Genomic DNA, 17,568 nt, shown 5'->3' with positions numbered 1-17,568 from the left:
ATGACATAATCAAAGGAGAATCTAATCATTTATGCTATGATCAATGTATAAGCAATGAAAGAAGTGGAGAAAATGATCAAACTGAAAAGAGTGTACAGTGCGCGCGAAAAGGGTGATGGCTTTAGAATTTTAGTTGATCGAATATGGCCAAGAGGGATATCAAAGGAAAAAGCACAGATTGATCTATGGTTAAAGGAGATTGCACCAAGTACTGAGTTGAGAAAATTCTTTGGACATCTTCCTGAGCGTTTTCCTGTTTTTGAAGAAAAATACCTAGAAGAGTTAATGACAGATCAAGAAAAGCAATTAGCAGTCAAGCAGTTAGCTGAACTCTGTCAAAACTATCCAATCGTGACCTTAGTTTATGGTGCAAAGAATGAACAGCAAAATCAAGCCGTGGTGCTAAAAGCGTTGATGGAAAGGAAGCTGAATCGATGATTATTGGCATTGTTGGGGCAGGCCCCAGAGGACTAAGCATGGTAGAACGATTGATCCGAAACAATCGGAAAAACCAACATATCCAGATCTGTTTATTCGATCCTGATGGGCCTGGTGGCCGAGTCTGGCGGCTCGATCAACCAACAGAGTTATTGATGAACTCAGTCTCTCAGCAAGTTACGCTTTTTACAGATGAAACATTAACAAGTGGCGGAGAGATTTCACCGGGGCCTAATTTATATCAATGGAGCCAAACAGAGGCGAAAAAGTATATCGAAAAGCAACAGTTTGTGAATAAAGAATTTTTTTTGGCAGAAGCCGAGCGCTTACGTGCCAATGAACCAGCCACCAGATGTTTTTATGGCTTGTACCAGCAGTGGTTTTATGAACAATTAAAAAAATTAGCACCGCATTCATTCACTATCGTTCGATCCTTAGTGAAAGAGATTGATAAGATAAAGACAGGTTTTTACTTGAAAACAAACGAACAGCATTTAGTAGTAGATCAGTTAGTGATTACTACGGGACATTGGGAAAATAAAGTATCCAAAGACGAGAAAAGGTTTTATGACTATGCTGAAAAAGAGCAATTGTTCTACCAACCGCCAGCAAATCCAGCTGATGTTCCCGTAGAAACTATTCCGCCAAAAGCCACAGTGATTCTTAGAGGATTAGGTCTAAGTTTTTTTGATTATGTAGGTTTACTTACCGAGAATAGAGGAGGTAAGTTTGAAAAACAAGGAGAGAAATTGGTATATTTGCCGTCTGGACGTGAGCCGATCGTATACTGCGGGTCTAGAAAAGGGTTACCCTATTTTCCTCGAGGAAAAAATGAAAAACGGGGAGGAGCAATGGCTGTTCCTAAATTGATCATCAAAGAAAATTTAGCAAAGCTTTATCAAAATCAACAATTAACTGGGAAACTGTTTTTCGACTTGCTAAAAAAAGATGTCGAACTTTTTTATTATAAGAAATTAATTGAGGAAAAACATCTAGCTATTTCACCAGTATTATTTGAACAAATCTTTTTAACACGTGATCAAAGTGATTGGCAAAAACAATTTCCTGAATTACAGCCTTATCAATGGGAGTGGGATTTTTTTGAAACGCCTATCTATCATGAGAAGCATGACTTTCAAAAAGAAAGTCGAAGGTTTATTGATTATCAAATCAATGAATCAATGAAAGGAAATTGTACTGGGGCGCTTGCTTCAGCTTTTGATGCGTTAAAAGATTGGCGTGATCCTGTCCATCTGGTCATTGAATGGGGCATCTTCACTGCCAAAGAATACAGAGAAGTATTATGGGGTTGGTTTACTAAGCTCAATGCTTTTCTCACGATCGGTCCGCCAGTTGTTCGGACAAGAGAATTAGCCGCTCTGATTGATGCGGGTATTTTCACAATCGTTTCCCCGCCGCTGGAAATCAAAACAGAGGCCGGTTTCTTTATCGTAGAAAACGAGGGACAACGGATTGAAAGTCGCTACTTGATTGAAGCCCGACTCCCGCAGACGGATTTGACACAAACAAAGAACCCAGCATTAAATAGCTTGAAAAAACATCAGCTGATTCGTCCTTTTACTTATCAGGACCCGACTGGCGTGTATGAAACTGGTGCAATTGATATCAAACTAAGCACCAATCAAGTCTGGAACAAACAGGGAGAGCTAGAAGAAAATTTATATTGTTTAGGGATTCCGGTCGAAGGTGTGGATTGGCTGACAGCTACAGTCTCACGACCATATACCGATGCTTGGAATTTGAGGCAAATCGATAAAGTGGCACAGCTGATTCTTGGAAGGACAACCAATTGAAGCAAAAAACACAACCGACTCTAAAGGCTAGATCATTCATCTAACTTTTAAGATCGGTTGTGTTTTACTAATTAATAATGATTCTTTGGGTTATAAAAGGGATGATTTTCTTGAATCGTTTAAAGATTAGCGAGCTACACGTTTACGCATCGCTTTTTTACGATTTTCTTCGATCATTGTTTCTTTTTCATCAATGGGATCGATTACTGTTTTTTTAACTGAAGCTACCAATCCAGCAACAGCTGCCGCTGTTGCAAGACTACCGACTAAAATTCCAGATACAAATTTTTTCATTAAATCCACCTCGTTTATTAGTTGTTGCTTCTATTATGTAACAAATTGAAAAAAAAGGCTAGTCTGACGTCTATTTATTGGAAACCTTTACAAATTTCCCTTGAAAATATTTACTAAATGTTTTATTATAAATTTACTAAATAAATAGCAAAGGCAACAAAAACAAAAGAGTCATAGTTTCAAACGATTCAAAACGTACTTTTTGCTGCTTTTGTAAAAAAAGGAGTGTTTTCATGGCAATCTTGGTATTGGGTGGCGCAGGTTATATCGGTTCACATGCTGTTGATCGGTTGATCAATCAAAACTATCAAGTGGTAGTAGTGGATAATTTATTAACGGGGCATCAAGCAGCAATTCATCCTAAAGCACAATTTTACAAAGGTGACATTCGGGATAAATCTTTTTTACAGTCTGTTTTTGAAAAAGAAACGATCGAAGGAGTCCTTCATTTTGCAGCTAGTTCATTAGTGGGAGAGTCTGTTGAGAAACCATTGAAGTATTTTAATAACAATGTCTATGGTATGCAAATATTGTTAGAAGTGATGCATGAATATCATGTGAAGAATATTGTCTTTTCATCTACAGCAGCCACTTATGGTGAACCTACAGAATCACCAATTACCGAAGCAACTCCTACGAATCCAAAAAATCCGTACGGTGAAAGCAAACTGATGATGGAAAAAATGATGAAATGGTGTGACCAAGCCTATGGCATGCGATATGTAGCATTGCGTTATTTCAATGTAGCAGGTGCAAAAGCAGATGCATCGATTGGGGAAGATCACACACCAGAAACGCATTTAGTTCCTATTATTCTCCAAGTAGCTCTAGGTCAACGTGATTCTTTGGCGATTTACGGTGATGATTACGATACACCCGATGGAACATGCATCCGAGATTATGTTCAAGTGGAAGATTTGGCTGATGCCCATATCTTAGCTTTAGAATATTTAAGAGCGGGGAATGAAAGTAACTTCTTTAATCTAGGGAGCAATCAAGGCTACTCCGTCAAAGAAATGCTTGAAGCGGCTAGAGAAGTAACAAATCGAGAAATTCCAGCTAAGGTGGCACCACGTAGAGCCGGAGATCCAAGCCGGTTGGTCGCTTCCAGTGCTAAAGCTGAAGAAATCTTAGGTTGGCGACCAGCTTACACAGATGTAAAAGAAATCATTAAAACAGCCTGGGATTGGCATGTGAGTCATCCCCATGGTTATGAGGAGTAGAGAGAAGATGGCAATCAGTCAAACGATTTGTGATTTTACGACACTGGCAATTGAAGCTGGTGGCTGGATGGAAATGGATCGAATTTATTTACAAAATCGAATTTTGGGAATGATCGGCGAAGAGGCTTTGGAAAACACTGAAGTGCGCCCTGTTTCAGAAGAATCGGTGGTGTTACTTGATCGGTTAGTCGAACAAGCCAAAAAAAATGAAGTGGTTACTGATTTACCAGCTGAAATCGAAATCTTTGAAGCACAATTAATGGATTTTTTAACACCACCACCATCAGTAGTCAATGCGTTTTTTGCACAACATTACGCAACAAATCCAGAAGAAGCAACAGACTACTTTTATCAATTGAGTAAAAGAAATGATTATATCAAAACCAGAGCGATTGCGAAAAATATCAGGTATACGTATCCTTCAGAATATGGCGAATTAGAGATTACGATCAACTTATCCAAACCTGAAAAAGATCCTAAGCAAATTGCTGCCGAAAAACATGCCAAAAAAGTTGATTATCCTGAGTGTATGCTTTGTATGAACAATGAAGGCTATAAAGGACGTTTAAATTATCCAGCTCGCACCAATCATCGAATCATCAGAATGAATCTTGATGGGGAAAGTTGGGGATTTCAGTATTCTCCATATGCTTATTACAATGAACATTCGATCATCTTGTCAGAAGAGCATCGTCCTATGAAGATTACGAAAGAAACATTTTCACGTTTATTAAAAATCACAGAGGTTTTACCACACTACTTTGTTGGTTCAAATGCAGATCTGCCAATTGTTGGAGGATCGATTCTGTCACATGATCATTACCAAGCAGGGCGCCATGAATTTCCAATGGCTAAAGCTCCAATCGAACGATTAATCAAATTATCGGATTATCCTCAAGTAATCGCAGGTGTTGTCAAATGGCCAATGTCTGTCATTCGTCTGCAAGCGACGGGGAAAGAAATCCTAGTAGAAGCTGCTAATAGTATTTTAGAAAAATGGCAACAATATTCAGATCCCGCGGTAGCAGTGACGGCATTTTCTAAAGATGGTACGCCCCATCATACGATTACACCAATTGCTAGAAAACGCGAAAATTATTTTGAACTCGATTTAGTGTTACGAGATAACAATGTCTCTGACGAACATCCAGAAGGGATTTTCCATCCTCACCGAGATATTCAGCATATTAAAAAAGAAAATATCGGTTTGATCGAAGTCATGGGATTAGCTGTTTTACCACCTCGTTTAAAATCAGAAATGGCAGAAGTAGAAAAGTATTTGCTTGGACAAGAAAATAAGATAGCTGAGTATCACATGGAATGGGCGAAGGGCTTGAAAGCCGACCATCCAAATGTGACAACTGAAACAGTAACCGAGATCGTTCAGCAAGCTATTGGTAAAGTTTTTGCTCGTGTGTTGGAAGATTCAGGGGTATTCAAACGCGATATAAAAGGTCAAGAAGCTTTCCAACGCTTTACTGCAACGCTTTAAGAAGAATGCCCGAGTGGAATAGATAGGAGGAGAAACAAGTGGCAACGATTAAAGATATTGCAAAGTTGGCAGGGGTTTCTCCTGCTACTGTGTCAAGAGTCTTAAATGATGATCAGGAGTTATCAGTTAGCCTAGCAACGAAAAGAAAAATTTTTGAGGCTGCTGAAGAGCTGAATTACACGAAGCATCATAGAAACACATCGTTGAATCAAAAGTCGTTGCGTTTGATCCAATGGTACAATGATCAAGAAGAATTAGAGGATCTCTATTATCTTGCTATTCGTTTGGGAATAGAGAAAAAGGCAGAGGAATCAAATGTGACTTTGCTAAAGGAAACGTGGGACGCTATCAGTGATAGACCGACAAATGGAACGATTGCTCTAGGAAAATTCGATGATCAGCAGTTGATTGAATTGAAGCAGACACAAAGCAATCTGTTATTAGTTGATTTTGATGGAACACCCTATAACATTAATTCATTAATCGTTGATTTTCAAACAAGTATCCAAAAAGTGATCGATTATTTTTTTAACCAGGATAAAAAAGCGATTGCAATGCTTGCTGGTAGGGAATACACCAAAAAAGGACATCAACGGATTGATGACCCAAGGATTGCCGCCTACCAACAAATCATGGCTGGTAAAGGATTGACTACAACGATCATTGAAGCAGATTTTTCAGTTGAATCTGGCTATCGGAAAGTCAAAGAATACTTAGATAGTGGACAGTATTCGTTTGAGGCGCTGTTTGCAGCAAATGACACACTAGCGATCGGTGCATTGAAGGCAATTAACGAAAAAGGTCTGAAAGTACCTGAGGATATCTCATTGATCGGATTCAATGACATTAGTGTAGCAAAATATGTTTCCCCAGCTCTTTCGACAGTCAAAGTTCACACGGAATGGATGGGGGAACTGGCGGTAGAGACCGTGTTACAAATGATGAATGAAAAAGCACCTGTTTCGAGAAAAATCATTGTAGAAACGGATCTTATCTTGCGTGAGTCTACAAAAAACTAAAGAACAAATCAAGAGAAAGTTGCGAATGATTGCAACTTTTTTTCTTTTTTTCTGAAATGAATTGTCTTTTTCTTAGCAAGAAGTATGCTACAATATAAAACGATAGAAGTTAGTAGAAAGGATGCATCAAAATGATTACATTAGGGATAGACACCGCTAATCAAACTTTAGCGATCGGCGTGATTGAAGATGATACTGTCTTAGGGCAAATCCAAATCAATAAACAGAAAAATCATAGCGTTAGTTTGATGCCGGCTATCGATCAATTATTCTCAGCACTCGGATTAGCACCAACCGCTATCGATCGAATTGCTGTTTCCGATGGACCAGGTTCATACACCGGTCTAAGAATCGGTGTAACTACTGCAAAAACACTTGCATATACATTGGGTAAAGAACTTGTGGGGATTTCAAGTTTACAAGCAATTGCTGCTAATTGCCGGAACGTAAATGGGTTGATCGTGCCTTTATTTGATGCAAGAAGAAAAAATGTTTATGCTGGTGTGTACCGAAGACAAAATGGAAAATTAGAAACAGTTCTTGAAGATGTACATATTTCAATTGAAGAACTGCTTAAGCAACTGTCTCAGTTCGATGAACCTATCTTATTTGTCGGAACAGATACGCAAAAATTTACGAATGAAATAAAGGAAGTATTACATGAAGCAGAAATAAATAAGGTGCTTGAATGGGATCTTCCTAATGGCTGTACGATTGCAACATTAGGGGCCAATCGTGAACCAGTAAGAGATTTAACCAATTTTGTACCACGTTATTTGAAAAAAGTAGAAGCAGAGGAAAAGTGGTTGGAAACCCACACTCCTGGAGACGAAAGATATGTTGAAAAAATTTAAAGCATATGCTAGAAGTTTATTCTATGAAAAAAAAGAATTTGCTACTAAGATAATTGAAAATCAAGGGAAAAGCTATCGAATAAAAGAGCTGATACCTCGAGATATCAAAGATTTATTATCGATTGAACGCCAGGTATACAATGGCGAATTACCATGGACAAAAAGTGCCTTCCTTTCTGAATTAAATTCACCTTTTCAAAATTTATATTTAGGAATACTAGACGGTGAACAGTTAATTGGATTTATAGGTGCGAGAATTTTTGGCTTGGATTGCCATATTACAAATATTGCGGTTATTCCTGTGTACCAACGAAGAAATATCGGTACATTGTTAATTGACGAAATTGAAAAATTTGCTATAATGAATCGCTGTGACACACTCTCTTTAGAGGTGAGAATGAGTAATCAAGATGCCCAAAGACTCTATCGGAAATTAGGATTTCAATCGAACAAAGTAAAAAAAGGGTATTATACCCAAACAAATGAAGATGGATTAGAAATGATCAAATATTTAGAAAAATGAGAGGTACAATTGATTTATACTAAGAATGACTTTGAAGATGAACAGTTAGCGTCTTGTTTATGGGCGCTTTGTGAGGAAGCATATGAACATGGTTCTCCTTGGACCAAAGACCAATTTTTAATGGATATCCAACAACCACATACGCAATATTACTTATTGGTGGAAAATTCGCTACTCCAAGGATTCATTGGCTATTCGAAAGTTATCGATGAGACGGAGATCACGAATATTGCTGTGGCAAAAAAATTGCAAAAAAAAGGGTATGCACGTCAGTTATTACGCTTTTTATTAGACCGAGAAAAACAAGCAGGAACATATAATGTTTATTTAGAAGTACGAACGTCTAACCTAGCAGCTCGTCATCTTTACCAATCAGAGAAATTTAGAGAACTAGGGAAACGAAAATCTTATTATCATGATCCAGTAGAAGATGCGATCATTATGAGTACAAAGTTAAAAACGGAGACGATGAAATGAAAGAAGAATTGATTCTGGCAATTGAATCAAGTTGCGATGAAACGAGTGTCGCAGTTGTGAAAAATGGTGATGAGATTTTAGCCAATGTCATTGCTTCACAGATTAACAGCCATAAAAGATTTGGCGGTGTTGTTCCAGAGGTAGCAAGTCGCCATCATGTAGAGCAAATCACCTTATGTATCGAAGATGCTTTGGCGGAGGCAGGCACTTCTGTTGAACAACTGAGTGCTGTAGCGGTTACTTATGGTCCTGGTTTAGTTGGTTCGTTACTGATTGGGATTTCTGCCGCTAAAGCTTTTGCTTGGGCGAACAATTTGCCTTTGATACCTGTGAACCATATGGCAGGTCATATTTACGCTGCACGCTTTCAAAAGCCTTTTGAATTTCCGCTACTAGCATTGCTTGTCAGTGGTGGACATACAGAGTTAGTCTATATGAAGGAAGACGGAAACTATCAAATCATCGGTGAAACGAGAGACGATGCCGCTGGAGAAGCTTATGACAAAGTTGGTCGTGTCTTAGGTTTGAGTTATCCAAGCGGAAAAGAAATCGATCAGTTAGCGCATCGTGGTGAAGATACCTACCATTTTCCAAGAGCCATGATCCATGAAAGTAATTATGATTTTAGCTTTAGTGGTTTAAAAAGCGCCTTTATCAATTTAGTACACAACGCCCAACAACGTGGAGAAACTCTTGATACAAATAATTTAGCTGCTAGTTTTCAAGCGAGCGTTGTGGACGTTTTAGTAAATAAAACCCTTCGTGCTTGTAACGAATACCCAGTCAAACAATTGATTGTAGCAGGTGGAGTTGCAGCCAATCAAGGATTGCGTGAAACGCTCGAAGAGGCATTGAAAAAAGAACATCCAGAAATTGAACTGCTGATCCCTCCATTAAAACTTTGTGGTGATAATGCAGCAATGATTGGAGCAGCTGCGCATGTAGAGTTGAAACAAGCCAATTTCGCTGATCTTCGTTTAAATGCGAAACCTAGTTTGGTATTGAATCAAGGAGGAAATGAGTAAAATTCACCTTATTTTCGTATACATGGCAAGAGCGGTTGAGAAAAACTTACTTTGTAGTAAGTGAAATCGATTGATTAATGAAATATGAAAGTTAGAATATCATTTTTATTTTTACATCTATTAAAGAGTTTGGGACAATCTTTTATTTGTTCCAAGCTTTTTTTGACTTAAAATTTCTAAATTTGGAAATTTTTGTTCTATTGTTCAAATCGTTATATTAATAAGAGATCTCGCGATAATATGGATTAGAGATTAAGAATACAAATGACGTAAATACTATGTTCTCAGTAAAATCGCTTATTATAATAACTATTTCTAAATAGTAATTGTTATTTTGCGAGTAGTGATTTTATTACAATGGTTATTTGTTTTGAAGGCGTTTATTTAATTGTCTTAAGAAATAACATATGATAATATGGATGGTAGAAATGCTTTTATGTGTTATTTTTTAATGGTTGTTTAATTATTTTGATAGGAAAAGGAGAGTTAGAAGATGAAATATGTGTTACAGAGTATGGTTTTAATTTTATGTAGTTTCTTTTTTACGTCTTATGTTGATGCTGCCGGGGCGATTTCGCAAGATGAGCAAATGATCATCCAAGAATTGACTCAACCTATTTTAATTCAAGGCAAAGAATTTCAAATGCCTCAAACATATATTACACAAACTGAAAATTATTTAAAACAAAATGATTTATCCAAGTCACAAGTGGATACAGCAGTAAAAAATATCCAAAATGTGAAGCAAAAACTGACTAATTTAGACATTGATTTGTCATCGGTCCATACGATAAATGATTTAATAAAAATTATCCCTAGGGAAACAATTTTGGAAATTCAGCAATTGATTTCATCAACAGCGGATGCTTTAGGATTAGTCGTTTTAAGTTGGAATAAAGGGTATGTTGAGCTAGGCACACAAAACTCTGATGGCTCGATTTCAGCAGTGTTCAACTCGAAACAACCGATTAAACAAACGGGAACATTCCCTATCTCAAGCATTCTTGCAATTGGATGTTTAATGATGACTGCGACAGGTGCATTCATCGTAGGAAAGAAAGTCAAACTTGCATAAAAAAAAGAAAAAAATAAAAAGAATAGGCGGAATGATTTTTACCCCTATCTTTTTTTTGATCATGGGTTATTCGCTAATGTATATTATTGGGCGACCTGTCATTCAGTTTACGACTTCTTCCTTGCGATTGTTTCTGCTTTCGGATATTCCAAAATATGAAAAAAAGACACAACCATCAGCTAAAGGTATGTCAACTAGTGAGTTAGAAGAAAAACGGAAAACAATTGAGTTGGAAGGAGAGAACATTCCCTCCAGTAAAATCGATTATCCAAGAAGCGGGTATCAATATGGACAGGTTGATGTTGCTTCTGTAAATTTGAATGTGCCCTTATATTATGGAGACTCAGATGATATTTTACGAGAGGGTGCTGGACAATACATGGGGTCTGTGTATCCAGGTGAACATGGGACTACATTGATTGGTGGGCATAATAGTAGTGAATTTGGAAAATTAAGTGCTGTCAAAATTACGGATAAGATTAACATTTCCACTAGTTATGGTGAATATGTTTACCAAGTATACGAAACAAAGATTTTAGATAAAAATGCGAAATTGATTAGTCAACTTCTAATTCAAAAACAGCAAGGAAAACTGATTTTGTATACTTGTTATCCAGTCGATAGTATTGGAATGACGGATCAAAGATTATTTATTCTAGGCGATCTCATTAAGGGGCCAATGATCCAACCAGATAAATAATGAATTGAAAAATTGCGCTACTCATGTGTTAAGCAAAACGCTTTGAAAAGAGGTGGATTTACCAAAAAAGAATCAAATGATCAATCGAATAATCGCTTGTTTGGCTCACTAAAAATGAAGTTAGTGGATAAAAAATTTCGAAGTGGGGCAATTTAAGCTGCAATGAGTTTGTGAAATTTTATGGTCTTTTCTTACATTTGGTAAAAATAGTTATGAAAAAAAGAAAACAATGGCGAAAAGTGCCAAAAATGATTCTTGCTTTTATCTGTTCGCTTAGTTTATTTGCAATTTTTGTCTTGGGCATTCTTAAGATTACTTTATTCAATCAAAATTTTATGATCCGTGCAGTGGAATCCTCACATTATGGGGAAACGATCACTAAAGAGATCAATCACACAATTGCTGATGTAGGAAGAGGTGCCAATATCTCCCAAAAATGGTTGAATCAGACAGTTTCAGAAAGCTTAGTAAATGATAATATCAAACAATATATTCATAGTATCTATGCTGGCTCAACCTTTCAATTAGAAGGGGAGAAGCAAATAGAAGAGACAGTCCAAAGCCAATTAGAAAGTTATGGAAAAGAAAAGAATTACCCAAGAAATGCAGAATTTGAAACCACAGTAAATAAACTAAAAAAAGTGAGTATTGAAACAGTTCGGCGTGATATCGAAATCCCTTATTTTGCGTTATACGGCAAAAAAATAATGGCTTATACATCTACCCTTAACCTGTTGCTCATTTTTGCAGTCGCTTTTTTTGGAATCTTATTTTCCGCAATCATTTCGCTTAACAAACCTTTCTTTCATTTAATTATCCGTTACCTTGCTTATGTGATCGGTGGAGCTGGATTAATGGTAGGGGCTTTACCGACCTATTTGTATGTAACTCGATTGATTGAACGATTGGGTATTCATTCTGAAGCTCTATACTTATTTTTAACGACTTATTTGAAAAATTTTCTCTTTATGTTTATGAAATTTGGTCTTTTCAGTATCCTGTTGAGCTTGTTCCTATTTGGCGTAAGTGAGTTTTTCAGAAAGAAAATAGTTCGACGTGAAAAATAGAATAGAAAGGGGCGAAAAGATGGAAGCGGTTATTAATTTGAATGAGATACTAAGCTGGTTAAAAAAGCGGATACTGTTGATCATTTGTTCATTGATCGGCGGTTTCGCCGTTGCGACTGGAATAACTTATTTTGTTATCACACCAACATACAGTTCATCGGCTGAATTGATCGTTCAATCGAAAAACGAAATCGTCAACCATAATTTACAATCAGAAGTACATGCAAATGTACTCTTGATTAATACATATAAAGACATGATTTTAGGAGATATCGTACTTAATGAAGCAACCGAATACTTAGAAAATAAATTTGCTTATTACTTAACGAAAGATCAATTGAGAAAGAATATTCAGATTATTCAATCTTCAGATTCACAAATGTTCCATATCAAGGTGATGTCAGATGAAGCTGAAAAAGCTGCGAATATAGCAAATGTTCTTGCTTATACTTTTGAAGAAAAAGTAAAAGAAGTTTTAGACGTAAATAAAGTAACGATCACATCAATTGCGCAAGCAAATCAGCTACCGGTTTCACCCAATAAACGGTTGAATCTTTTTCTTGGTGCATTTTTAGGTTTACTTCTAGGGATCGGGATGGCTGTCTTGTTAGAAATATTGGATAAAACAGTAAAGGATGAGTATTTTCTCGCAACGATGGGGTATCCAGTCTTAGGGATAATTAGTGAAATGAGTAATAAGGAAATTGAAAATGGGCAATCGATTCAACTCACAACATACTCTCGACAAGGAACTCATACACATAGACAACGAGCGCGTACACATCTAAGCAGAGAAAATCGGTTCACACGAAAATAGATGAGGAGACTAATACGTGAAAAATAATATGAAAAAAAAGGGTGTTCCTCTGATTAGTGCTAGTAAACAATCGTCCATGATCTCTGAACAGTATCGAACGGTTCGATCAAATATCCAATTTAGCTCATTTGATCAGGATATAAAGACAATCGTCGTTACTTCAGCAGGTCCAGAGGAAGGGAAGTCAACTGTTTCAGCGAATCTAGCGATTGTTTTTGCAAATAGCGGGAAGAAAACACTCCTAATTGATGCAGATTTAAGAAAGCCAAGTGTAGAAAGTACATTTCGTTCAACCTCGAACAGTGACGGACTAACTAACCTGTTAAAAAAAAGAAATGAATCAGCTTTCGTATTCATTCATGAAACAAATATTGCACATTTGTGGACGATGACCAGTGGACCAAAACCTCCCAATCCTTCTGAATTACTCGAGTCAAGCCGAATGAATGAAATCATTGACGAATTAAGCGTAAATTTTGATTTGATCATTTTTGATTTACCGCCTGTTGTGCCTGTGACGGATGCACAGATACTAGCTTCAAAAACAGATGGTACAATCATTGTCGTGAGAGAACGAAAAACGCTAAAGCAAGAATTGTTCAAAGCAAAGGAACTATTGACGATCGCTCAGGCAAATATCTTAGGGATTGTCTATAATGGAGTAAAGAAGTCGAAAGATATCAACTACTATTATTGAGGTAGGAGATGGTGTGTTAAAATGATTGAAAGAAAATGTTGATCAAGATCGTGCATATCAAGTACTAAAGAAGGTGATTTATTGATTAAACCAAATAGAAAAATCAAAGCGATTAGTTTGGTGCTACTCGATAGTTTTCTGATCATACTTGCTAATTACATCAGTTTTATATTTATGGTTCCATTTGTTATCATCAATAGAGATTATTTGGCAATAACACTCATTTCATCAGTTGTTTGTTATCTGTTCTATGGTGGGATCTTTAAAGTATTTACAAGAATCAATCGTTATACGAATCTTAATGAGTTGTTAGGGATCTTTGCGGCACTCACTTTTATGTTATTTTCAATTTTTCCTTTGTTTTACTTGTTTAACCAGGAGCTCATGTACCAGATTAGTTTGCGATTAGTTGTTTTTTCTTACATAATGGCACTTTTATTGATTGCTAGTAGTCGGTTAGGCTGGCGGGTCTGGGTTGAATTGAAAAATAAAAATGGTCGTTCGAATGAAAAAAAAGTACGAATCTTGATCATTGGTGCTGGAGAGGGTGGACAATTACTGTATCAAAGTTTTTTAGGTTCTCAAATTGTGAATAATATTGAAGTTGTGGGCTTTGTCGATGATGATTGTAACAAATGGGGAACTTATCTTTTAGGTAAAAAAGTACTGGGAAATACCCGTGAAATAAATCAATTGATCCAGACATTCCGTATCAATATGGTTACGATAGCGATTCCTTCGTTACCAAAAAAGAAGATCCAACAGCTTGTTCAATCCATTGAAAATAAGAATATCAAGGTAAATATGGTTCCCTCTTTTGAAGAAGTAGCTACCGGAAAAATCAATGTTTCGCAATTAAAAGAAGTAGATGTGATCGATCTATTAGGAAGAGAGGAAGTTTCCCTTGACCTAGAAAGTATCAGCTATCAATTAAAAGGACAAACGATTTTAGTAACTGGGGCTGGGGGCTCGATTGGTTCAGAGATTTGTCGGCAAGTTTTGGCATTTGAACCAGCAAAGTTGATTTTACTTGGACATGGAGAAAATTCGATTTATTCGATTCATCGAGAACTAACTACATTAGATCCTCAGAGGAAAGTAGAGATTTTACCAATCATTGCTGATATTCAAGATAGAGAACGCATCTTTTATTTGATGGAAAAATACCATCCCACGATTGTTTATCATGCAGCCGCACATAAGCACGTTCCGCTGATGGAATATAATCCCACAGAAGCAATTAAGAATAATATTAACGGAACAAAAAATGTGGCGGAAGCAGCTAAAAAAAATCATGTTAAGAACTTTGTGATGATTTCTTCTGATAAAGCAAATCGCCCGCCAAATGTGATGGGAGCAACAAAAAGAATCGCAGAAATGTTAATCACAAGTCTGAACCAATCTGGTGAGACCAAGTTTTCGGCTGTCCGTTTCGGGAATGTACTTGGGTCTAGAGGTAGTGTTATTCCACTGTTTAAAGAACAGATTTTAAGAGGGGGACCTATCACTGTCACCGATTTTCGGATGACCCGCTACTTCATGACGATCCCTGAAGCGAGCAGATTAGTTATTCAATCAGGTGCATTGGCTAAGGGAGGAGAAATTTTTGTTTTGGATATGGATAAGCCGATCAAGATCGTGGATCTAGCTAAGAATATGATCCATTTGAGTGGTTATACAGAAGAAGAAATCGAGATTGTTGAAACAGGGATACGTCCTGGGGAAAAATTATATGAAGAATTGCTATTAGAAAAAGAAAAGAAAGAAACGCAAATTTTTGAGAAGATTTTTGTTGGGGACATTAAAGGCTTTTCTTTAAAAGAAGTCACCCAGCTAATTGAACAGTTACCAGAAGATGAAAGCGAAGCAGCCAAGAAAGTTATAGCGTTTGCAAATGCTTCTAATGAATGAAGGAAAGATAGAAATGATGATTGGAAAAATAAATCAATCAGTGAATTTTTGCTGTTAAAGGCGCACGGGGAGATAGAAAATGAAAACAATTGAAGCACATGGGTACTCATCAATTGATGAATTAACGAAAAGCAACCAAAAAATTTTAGGAAGGTTATTTTACCTATTGGGATTTACACTCTGTATTTCGCGTGTTTTTTTCGGGATCAATATGTCAATAAGTGATGTATTTATGGTGCTATTAGTTGGCTACCTTCTACTAATGAAAAAAGTGGTGTTCAGTAAACAATTAGTACTATTTTTTATTGGGGTTATTTGTTGGAGATTATTGTCCACGATATTGTTAAGTTCATGGGTGGATACTTCTGTTTCGCTTTTTTCAGTCATCATGACGGGACAAAAATTTTTCGTCAATCTCCTTTATTTGATTCTAACGATCTCGATCCTTCATATAAATCCAGAGTTGAAAAAAGATTTTTTATCTGGGGCAAAAGTCGGAACACTTTTTTTTGGCTGTCTTAGTATGTTCATTTTTCTAGTAGCTCCAGCAAGTTTGAAATCATTTGTTTTGTTCGGTGATCTACGTTTGAAAGGATTCATGAATGATCCTAACTATTTTGCTTATCTTCAAACATGTGGCTACTGTATCTGGTACTTAAGACCATTTAAAGGTAAGTGGAAGAACCTGATTGCATTCATGGGTTATACATCCTGTATTTTGTTATCTGCTTCCAAAACAGGGGTTGTAGCATTTTTAGTAATCAATTTGTTATTTCTAATTCAAAAATTATTTAGGAAAAATATCAACGTCAAACATCTTGTAATGACAATCATGACAGCGAGTGTATTGATTATCGGTACGCATTTTCTTTTTGCTGATTATGTAAGTAATTTAATTGCACGTTTTCTTTCCATTCCGCAATTTGTCCGATTTGAGGGAGTCTTCACTAATTTTTATGGCGCAATCGTTGCTGGAGGTTCCGGTAGAACAGAAGCTTGGAAAACAGCACAACTTTTGTTAACGCGGACTCATTTCATGGGTATCGGTTTCGTTGACTACTCTTCAGTTGCTTTATCAGTTAGTGGAAGCCCGACGATTGCTCATAATACTTTTTTACAAATAGCTGTTGAATGGGGAATAGTCCCAGCAATGATGGGAATGTTGTTGGTATTTGGTCAGTTTGTCAGAAAATTATTGCTGAAAAAATGGTTGCTGTGTCTCTTAATATTAGCGAATATTATTTTTTCTTTTAGTATTTCTTTACAAAATTCACGATTACTATGGATCTTAGTAGGTTTACTCGTTGTGAAAGAACAGGGATCTCTAGTAAATGGAAAAAAGGAGCAGTCAAATGATTAGTGTGATTATCCCTACTTTCAATGCAGAAAAATCGATTGAGCGAGCAGTCAATTCTGTACTAAGACAAAGCTATCAAGATTTTGAAATCATTATTGTCGATGATCGATCAACAGATCATACTTGGGAACTTTTAACGAAATTAAAAAAACAAGATCAACGTATCAGAATCTATCAAAACGCTAGAAATTCTAAAAGTGCTTATACTCGCAACCAGGCAATCAAACATGCACGGGGGAACTACATTATGCAACTAGATGACGATGATTATTGTCACGTGGAACGTATGGCAAAGCAAGTAGCGTTTTTGGAGGCTCATCCAGAATTTGGTTTTGTTGGCAGTAATGCCTATTTATGGGACCAAGAGGGTGTCTATGGTGAACGGGTGGTCAAAGAACGACCTGAAATAAAAGATCTCTTGAAAACGAGTCCGTTCATCAATCCATCGGCTATGTTTAGAAAACACATCTTAGAATCTGTAGCGGGTTATCGAGTTTCAAAAGATACTGTTAGAGGACAAGATTATGACCTATATATGCGGTTATATGCGAAGGGACACAAAGGTTATAATTTACAAGAAAACTTAGTTTATTACTATCAAGATAAAGAGTATTATAAAAAAATTTCCTGGAAAAATCGCCTTGGGGAAAGTCGGTTGAAATATCGTAATTTCAAAGAATTACAGGTTGCTAAAGTTCATTATCTGTATGTCTTGAAACCACTAATAGCGATAATGATTCCTAGACACCTCCTATTTTGGCATCAGCACCGCAAACAAGGATGAA

The 17,568-nt window shown here is 36.7% G+C and carries 18 protein-coding genes; 17 read left to right on the top strand and 1 reads right to left on the bottom strand.

The annotated features are described in order from the left end of the window. Positions 1 to 72: 72 nt before the first annotated feature. Both IGJ23_RS08245 and IGJ23_RS08240 read left to right on the top strand, forming a co-directional pair. The gene (locus IGJ23_RS08245) at positions 73 to 438 is read left to right on the top strand and encodes a DUF488 domain-containing protein (RefSeq protein WP_010737798.1); all 366 of its coding nucleotides are present in this window, start codon (positions 73 to 75) and stop codon (positions 436 to 438) included. After that, complete coding sequence (locus IGJ23_RS08240) at positions 435 to 2,252, top strand: FAD/NAD(P)-binding protein (RefSeq protein ID WP_438774841.1); 1,818 nt, start codon at positions 435 to 437, stop codon at positions 2,250 to 2,252. The genes IGJ23_RS08245 and IGJ23_RS08240 overlap by 4 nt, the downstream gene beginning before the upstream one ends. A gap of 126 nt (positions 2,253 to 2,378) precedes the next feature. Here the strand turns inward: IGJ23_RS08240 and IGJ23_RS08235 are convergent, their stop codons facing one another. Further along, positions 2,379 to 2,546, bottom strand: a complete 168-nt coding sequence (locus IGJ23_RS08235) for a DUF3042 family protein (protein WP_010718848.1) — start codon at positions 2,544 to 2,546, stop codon at positions 2,379 to 2,381. Between the two features lie 233 nt (positions 2,547 to 2,779). Here IGJ23_RS08235 and galE point away from each other — a divergent pair, with 233 nt between their 5' ends. The 15 genes from galE to IGJ23_RS08160 all read left to right on the top strand — a co-directional run bounded on the left by galE (position 2,780) and on the right by IGJ23_RS08160 (position 17,567). Next, positions 2,780 to 3,769 carry a UDP-glucose 4-epimerase GalE gene (gene galE / locus IGJ23_RS08230; protein ID WP_010737796.1) on the top strand — a complete coding sequence of 330 codons (990 nt, stop codon included), beginning with the start codon at positions 2,780 to 2,782 and terminating at the stop codon, positions 3,767 to 3,769. 7 nt (positions 3,770 to 3,776) lie between these two features. Beyond that, the gene (gene galT, locus IGJ23_RS08225; protein ID WP_438774840.1) at positions 3,777 to 5,261 is read left to right on the top strand and encodes a UDP-glucose--hexose-1-phosphate uridylyltransferase; all 1,485 of its coding nucleotides are present in this window, start codon (positions 3,777 to 3,779) and stop codon (positions 5,259 to 5,261) included. Positions 5,262 to 5,299: 38 nt separating this feature from the next. Continuing rightward, complete coding sequence (locus IGJ23_RS08220) at positions 5,300 to 6,280, top strand: LacI family DNA-binding transcriptional regulator (RefSeq protein ID WP_178286048.1); 981 nt, start codon at positions 5,300 to 5,302, stop codon at positions 6,278 to 6,280. Between the two features lie 131 nt (positions 6,281 to 6,411). After that, positions 6,412 to 7,134, top strand: coding sequence for a tRNA (adenosine(37)-N6)-threonylcarbamoyltransferase complex dimerization subunit type 1 TsaB (tsaB, locus tag IGJ23_RS08215; protein WP_010718852.1), 723 nt, complete (start codon positions 6,412 to 6,414; stop codon positions 7,132 to 7,134). After that, the gene (rimI, locus tag IGJ23_RS08210) at positions 7,118 to 7,657 is read left to right on the top strand and encodes a ribosomal protein S18-alanine N-acetyltransferase (RefSeq protein ID WP_010737793.1); all 540 of its coding nucleotides are present in this window, start codon (positions 7,118 to 7,120) and stop codon (positions 7,655 to 7,657) included. Before tsaB ends, rimI (IGJ23_RS08210) begins: the two co-directional genes overlap by 17 nt. A gap of 9 nt (positions 7,658 to 7,666) precedes the next feature. Next, positions 7,667 to 8,134: a ribosomal protein S18-alanine N-acetyltransferase gene (rimI, locus tag IGJ23_RS08205; RefSeq protein WP_063627253.1), complete on the top strand. Its 468-nt coding sequence runs from the start codon at positions 7,667 to 7,669 to the stop codon at positions 8,132 to 8,134. Further along, positions 8,131 to 9,159: a tRNA (adenosine(37)-N6)-threonylcarbamoyltransferase complex transferase subunit TsaD gene (tsaD, locus tag IGJ23_RS08200; RefSeq protein WP_094940616.1), complete on the top strand. Its 1,029-nt coding sequence runs from the start codon at positions 8,131 to 8,133 to the stop codon at positions 9,157 to 9,159. The genes rimI (IGJ23_RS08205) and tsaD overlap by 4 nt, the downstream gene beginning before the upstream one ends. Before the next feature lie 493 nt (positions 9,160 to 9,652). Beyond that, positions 9,653 to 10,234, top strand: a complete 582-nt coding sequence (locus tag IGJ23_RS08195) for a hypothetical protein (protein ID WP_010718856.1) — start codon at positions 9,653 to 9,655, stop codon at positions 10,232 to 10,234. A 31-nt stretch (positions 10,235 to 10,265) separates the two neighbouring features. Next, entirely contained in the window at positions 10,266 to 10,934 is a 669-nt protein-coding gene (locus IGJ23_RS08190; RefSeq protein ID WP_088744932.1) for a class D sortase, read from the top strand. Positions 10,935 to 11,146: 212 nt separating this feature from the next. Beyond that, entirely contained in the window at positions 11,147 to 12,001 is an 855-nt protein-coding gene (locus IGJ23_RS08185; protein WP_051641758.1) for a hypothetical protein, read from the top strand. Positions 12,002 to 12,020: 19 nt separating this feature from the next. Then, on the top strand, positions 12,021 to 12,818 hold the full coding sequence (locus tag IGJ23_RS08180; RefSeq protein WP_207430114.1) for a YveK family protein: 798 nt from the start codon (positions 12,021 to 12,023) through the stop codon (positions 12,816 to 12,818). Positions 12,819 to 12,846: 28 nt separating this feature from the next. After that, entirely contained in the window at positions 12,847 to 13,515 is a 669-nt protein-coding gene (locus IGJ23_RS08175; RefSeq protein ID WP_025480509.1) for a CpsD/CapB family tyrosine-protein kinase, read from the top strand. Between the two features lie 81 nt (positions 13,516 to 13,596). Then, positions 13,597 to 15,426 (top strand): polysaccharide biosynthesis protein, encoded by a 1,830-nt coding sequence (locus IGJ23_RS08170; RefSeq protein WP_438774839.1) that lies wholly within the window; start codon positions 13,597 to 13,599, stop codon positions 15,424 to 15,426. Between the two features lie 79 nt (positions 15,427 to 15,505). Then, the gene (locus IGJ23_RS08165) at positions 15,506 to 16,786 is read left to right on the top strand and encodes an O-antigen ligase family protein (RefSeq protein ID WP_088744929.1); all 1,281 of its coding nucleotides are present in this window, start codon (positions 15,506 to 15,508) and stop codon (positions 16,784 to 16,786) included. Continuing rightward, entirely contained in the window at positions 16,779 to 17,567 is a 789-nt protein-coding gene (locus IGJ23_RS08160; RefSeq protein ID WP_010718863.1) for a glycosyltransferase family 2 protein, read from the top strand. Before IGJ23_RS08165 ends, IGJ23_RS08160 begins: the two co-directional genes overlap by 8 nt. The last annotated feature ends 1 nt before the right edge of the window (position 17,568 follow it).

Origin of the sequence: Enterococcus sp. DIV1682a, from assembly GCF_051711005.1 — a bacterium.
GTDB classification, from domain to species: domain Bacteria; phylum Bacillota; class Bacilli; order Lactobacillales; family Enterococcaceae; genus Enterococcus_B; species Enterococcus_B hirae.
This window is presented reverse-complemented; position numbering and strand designations above follow the sequence as displayed.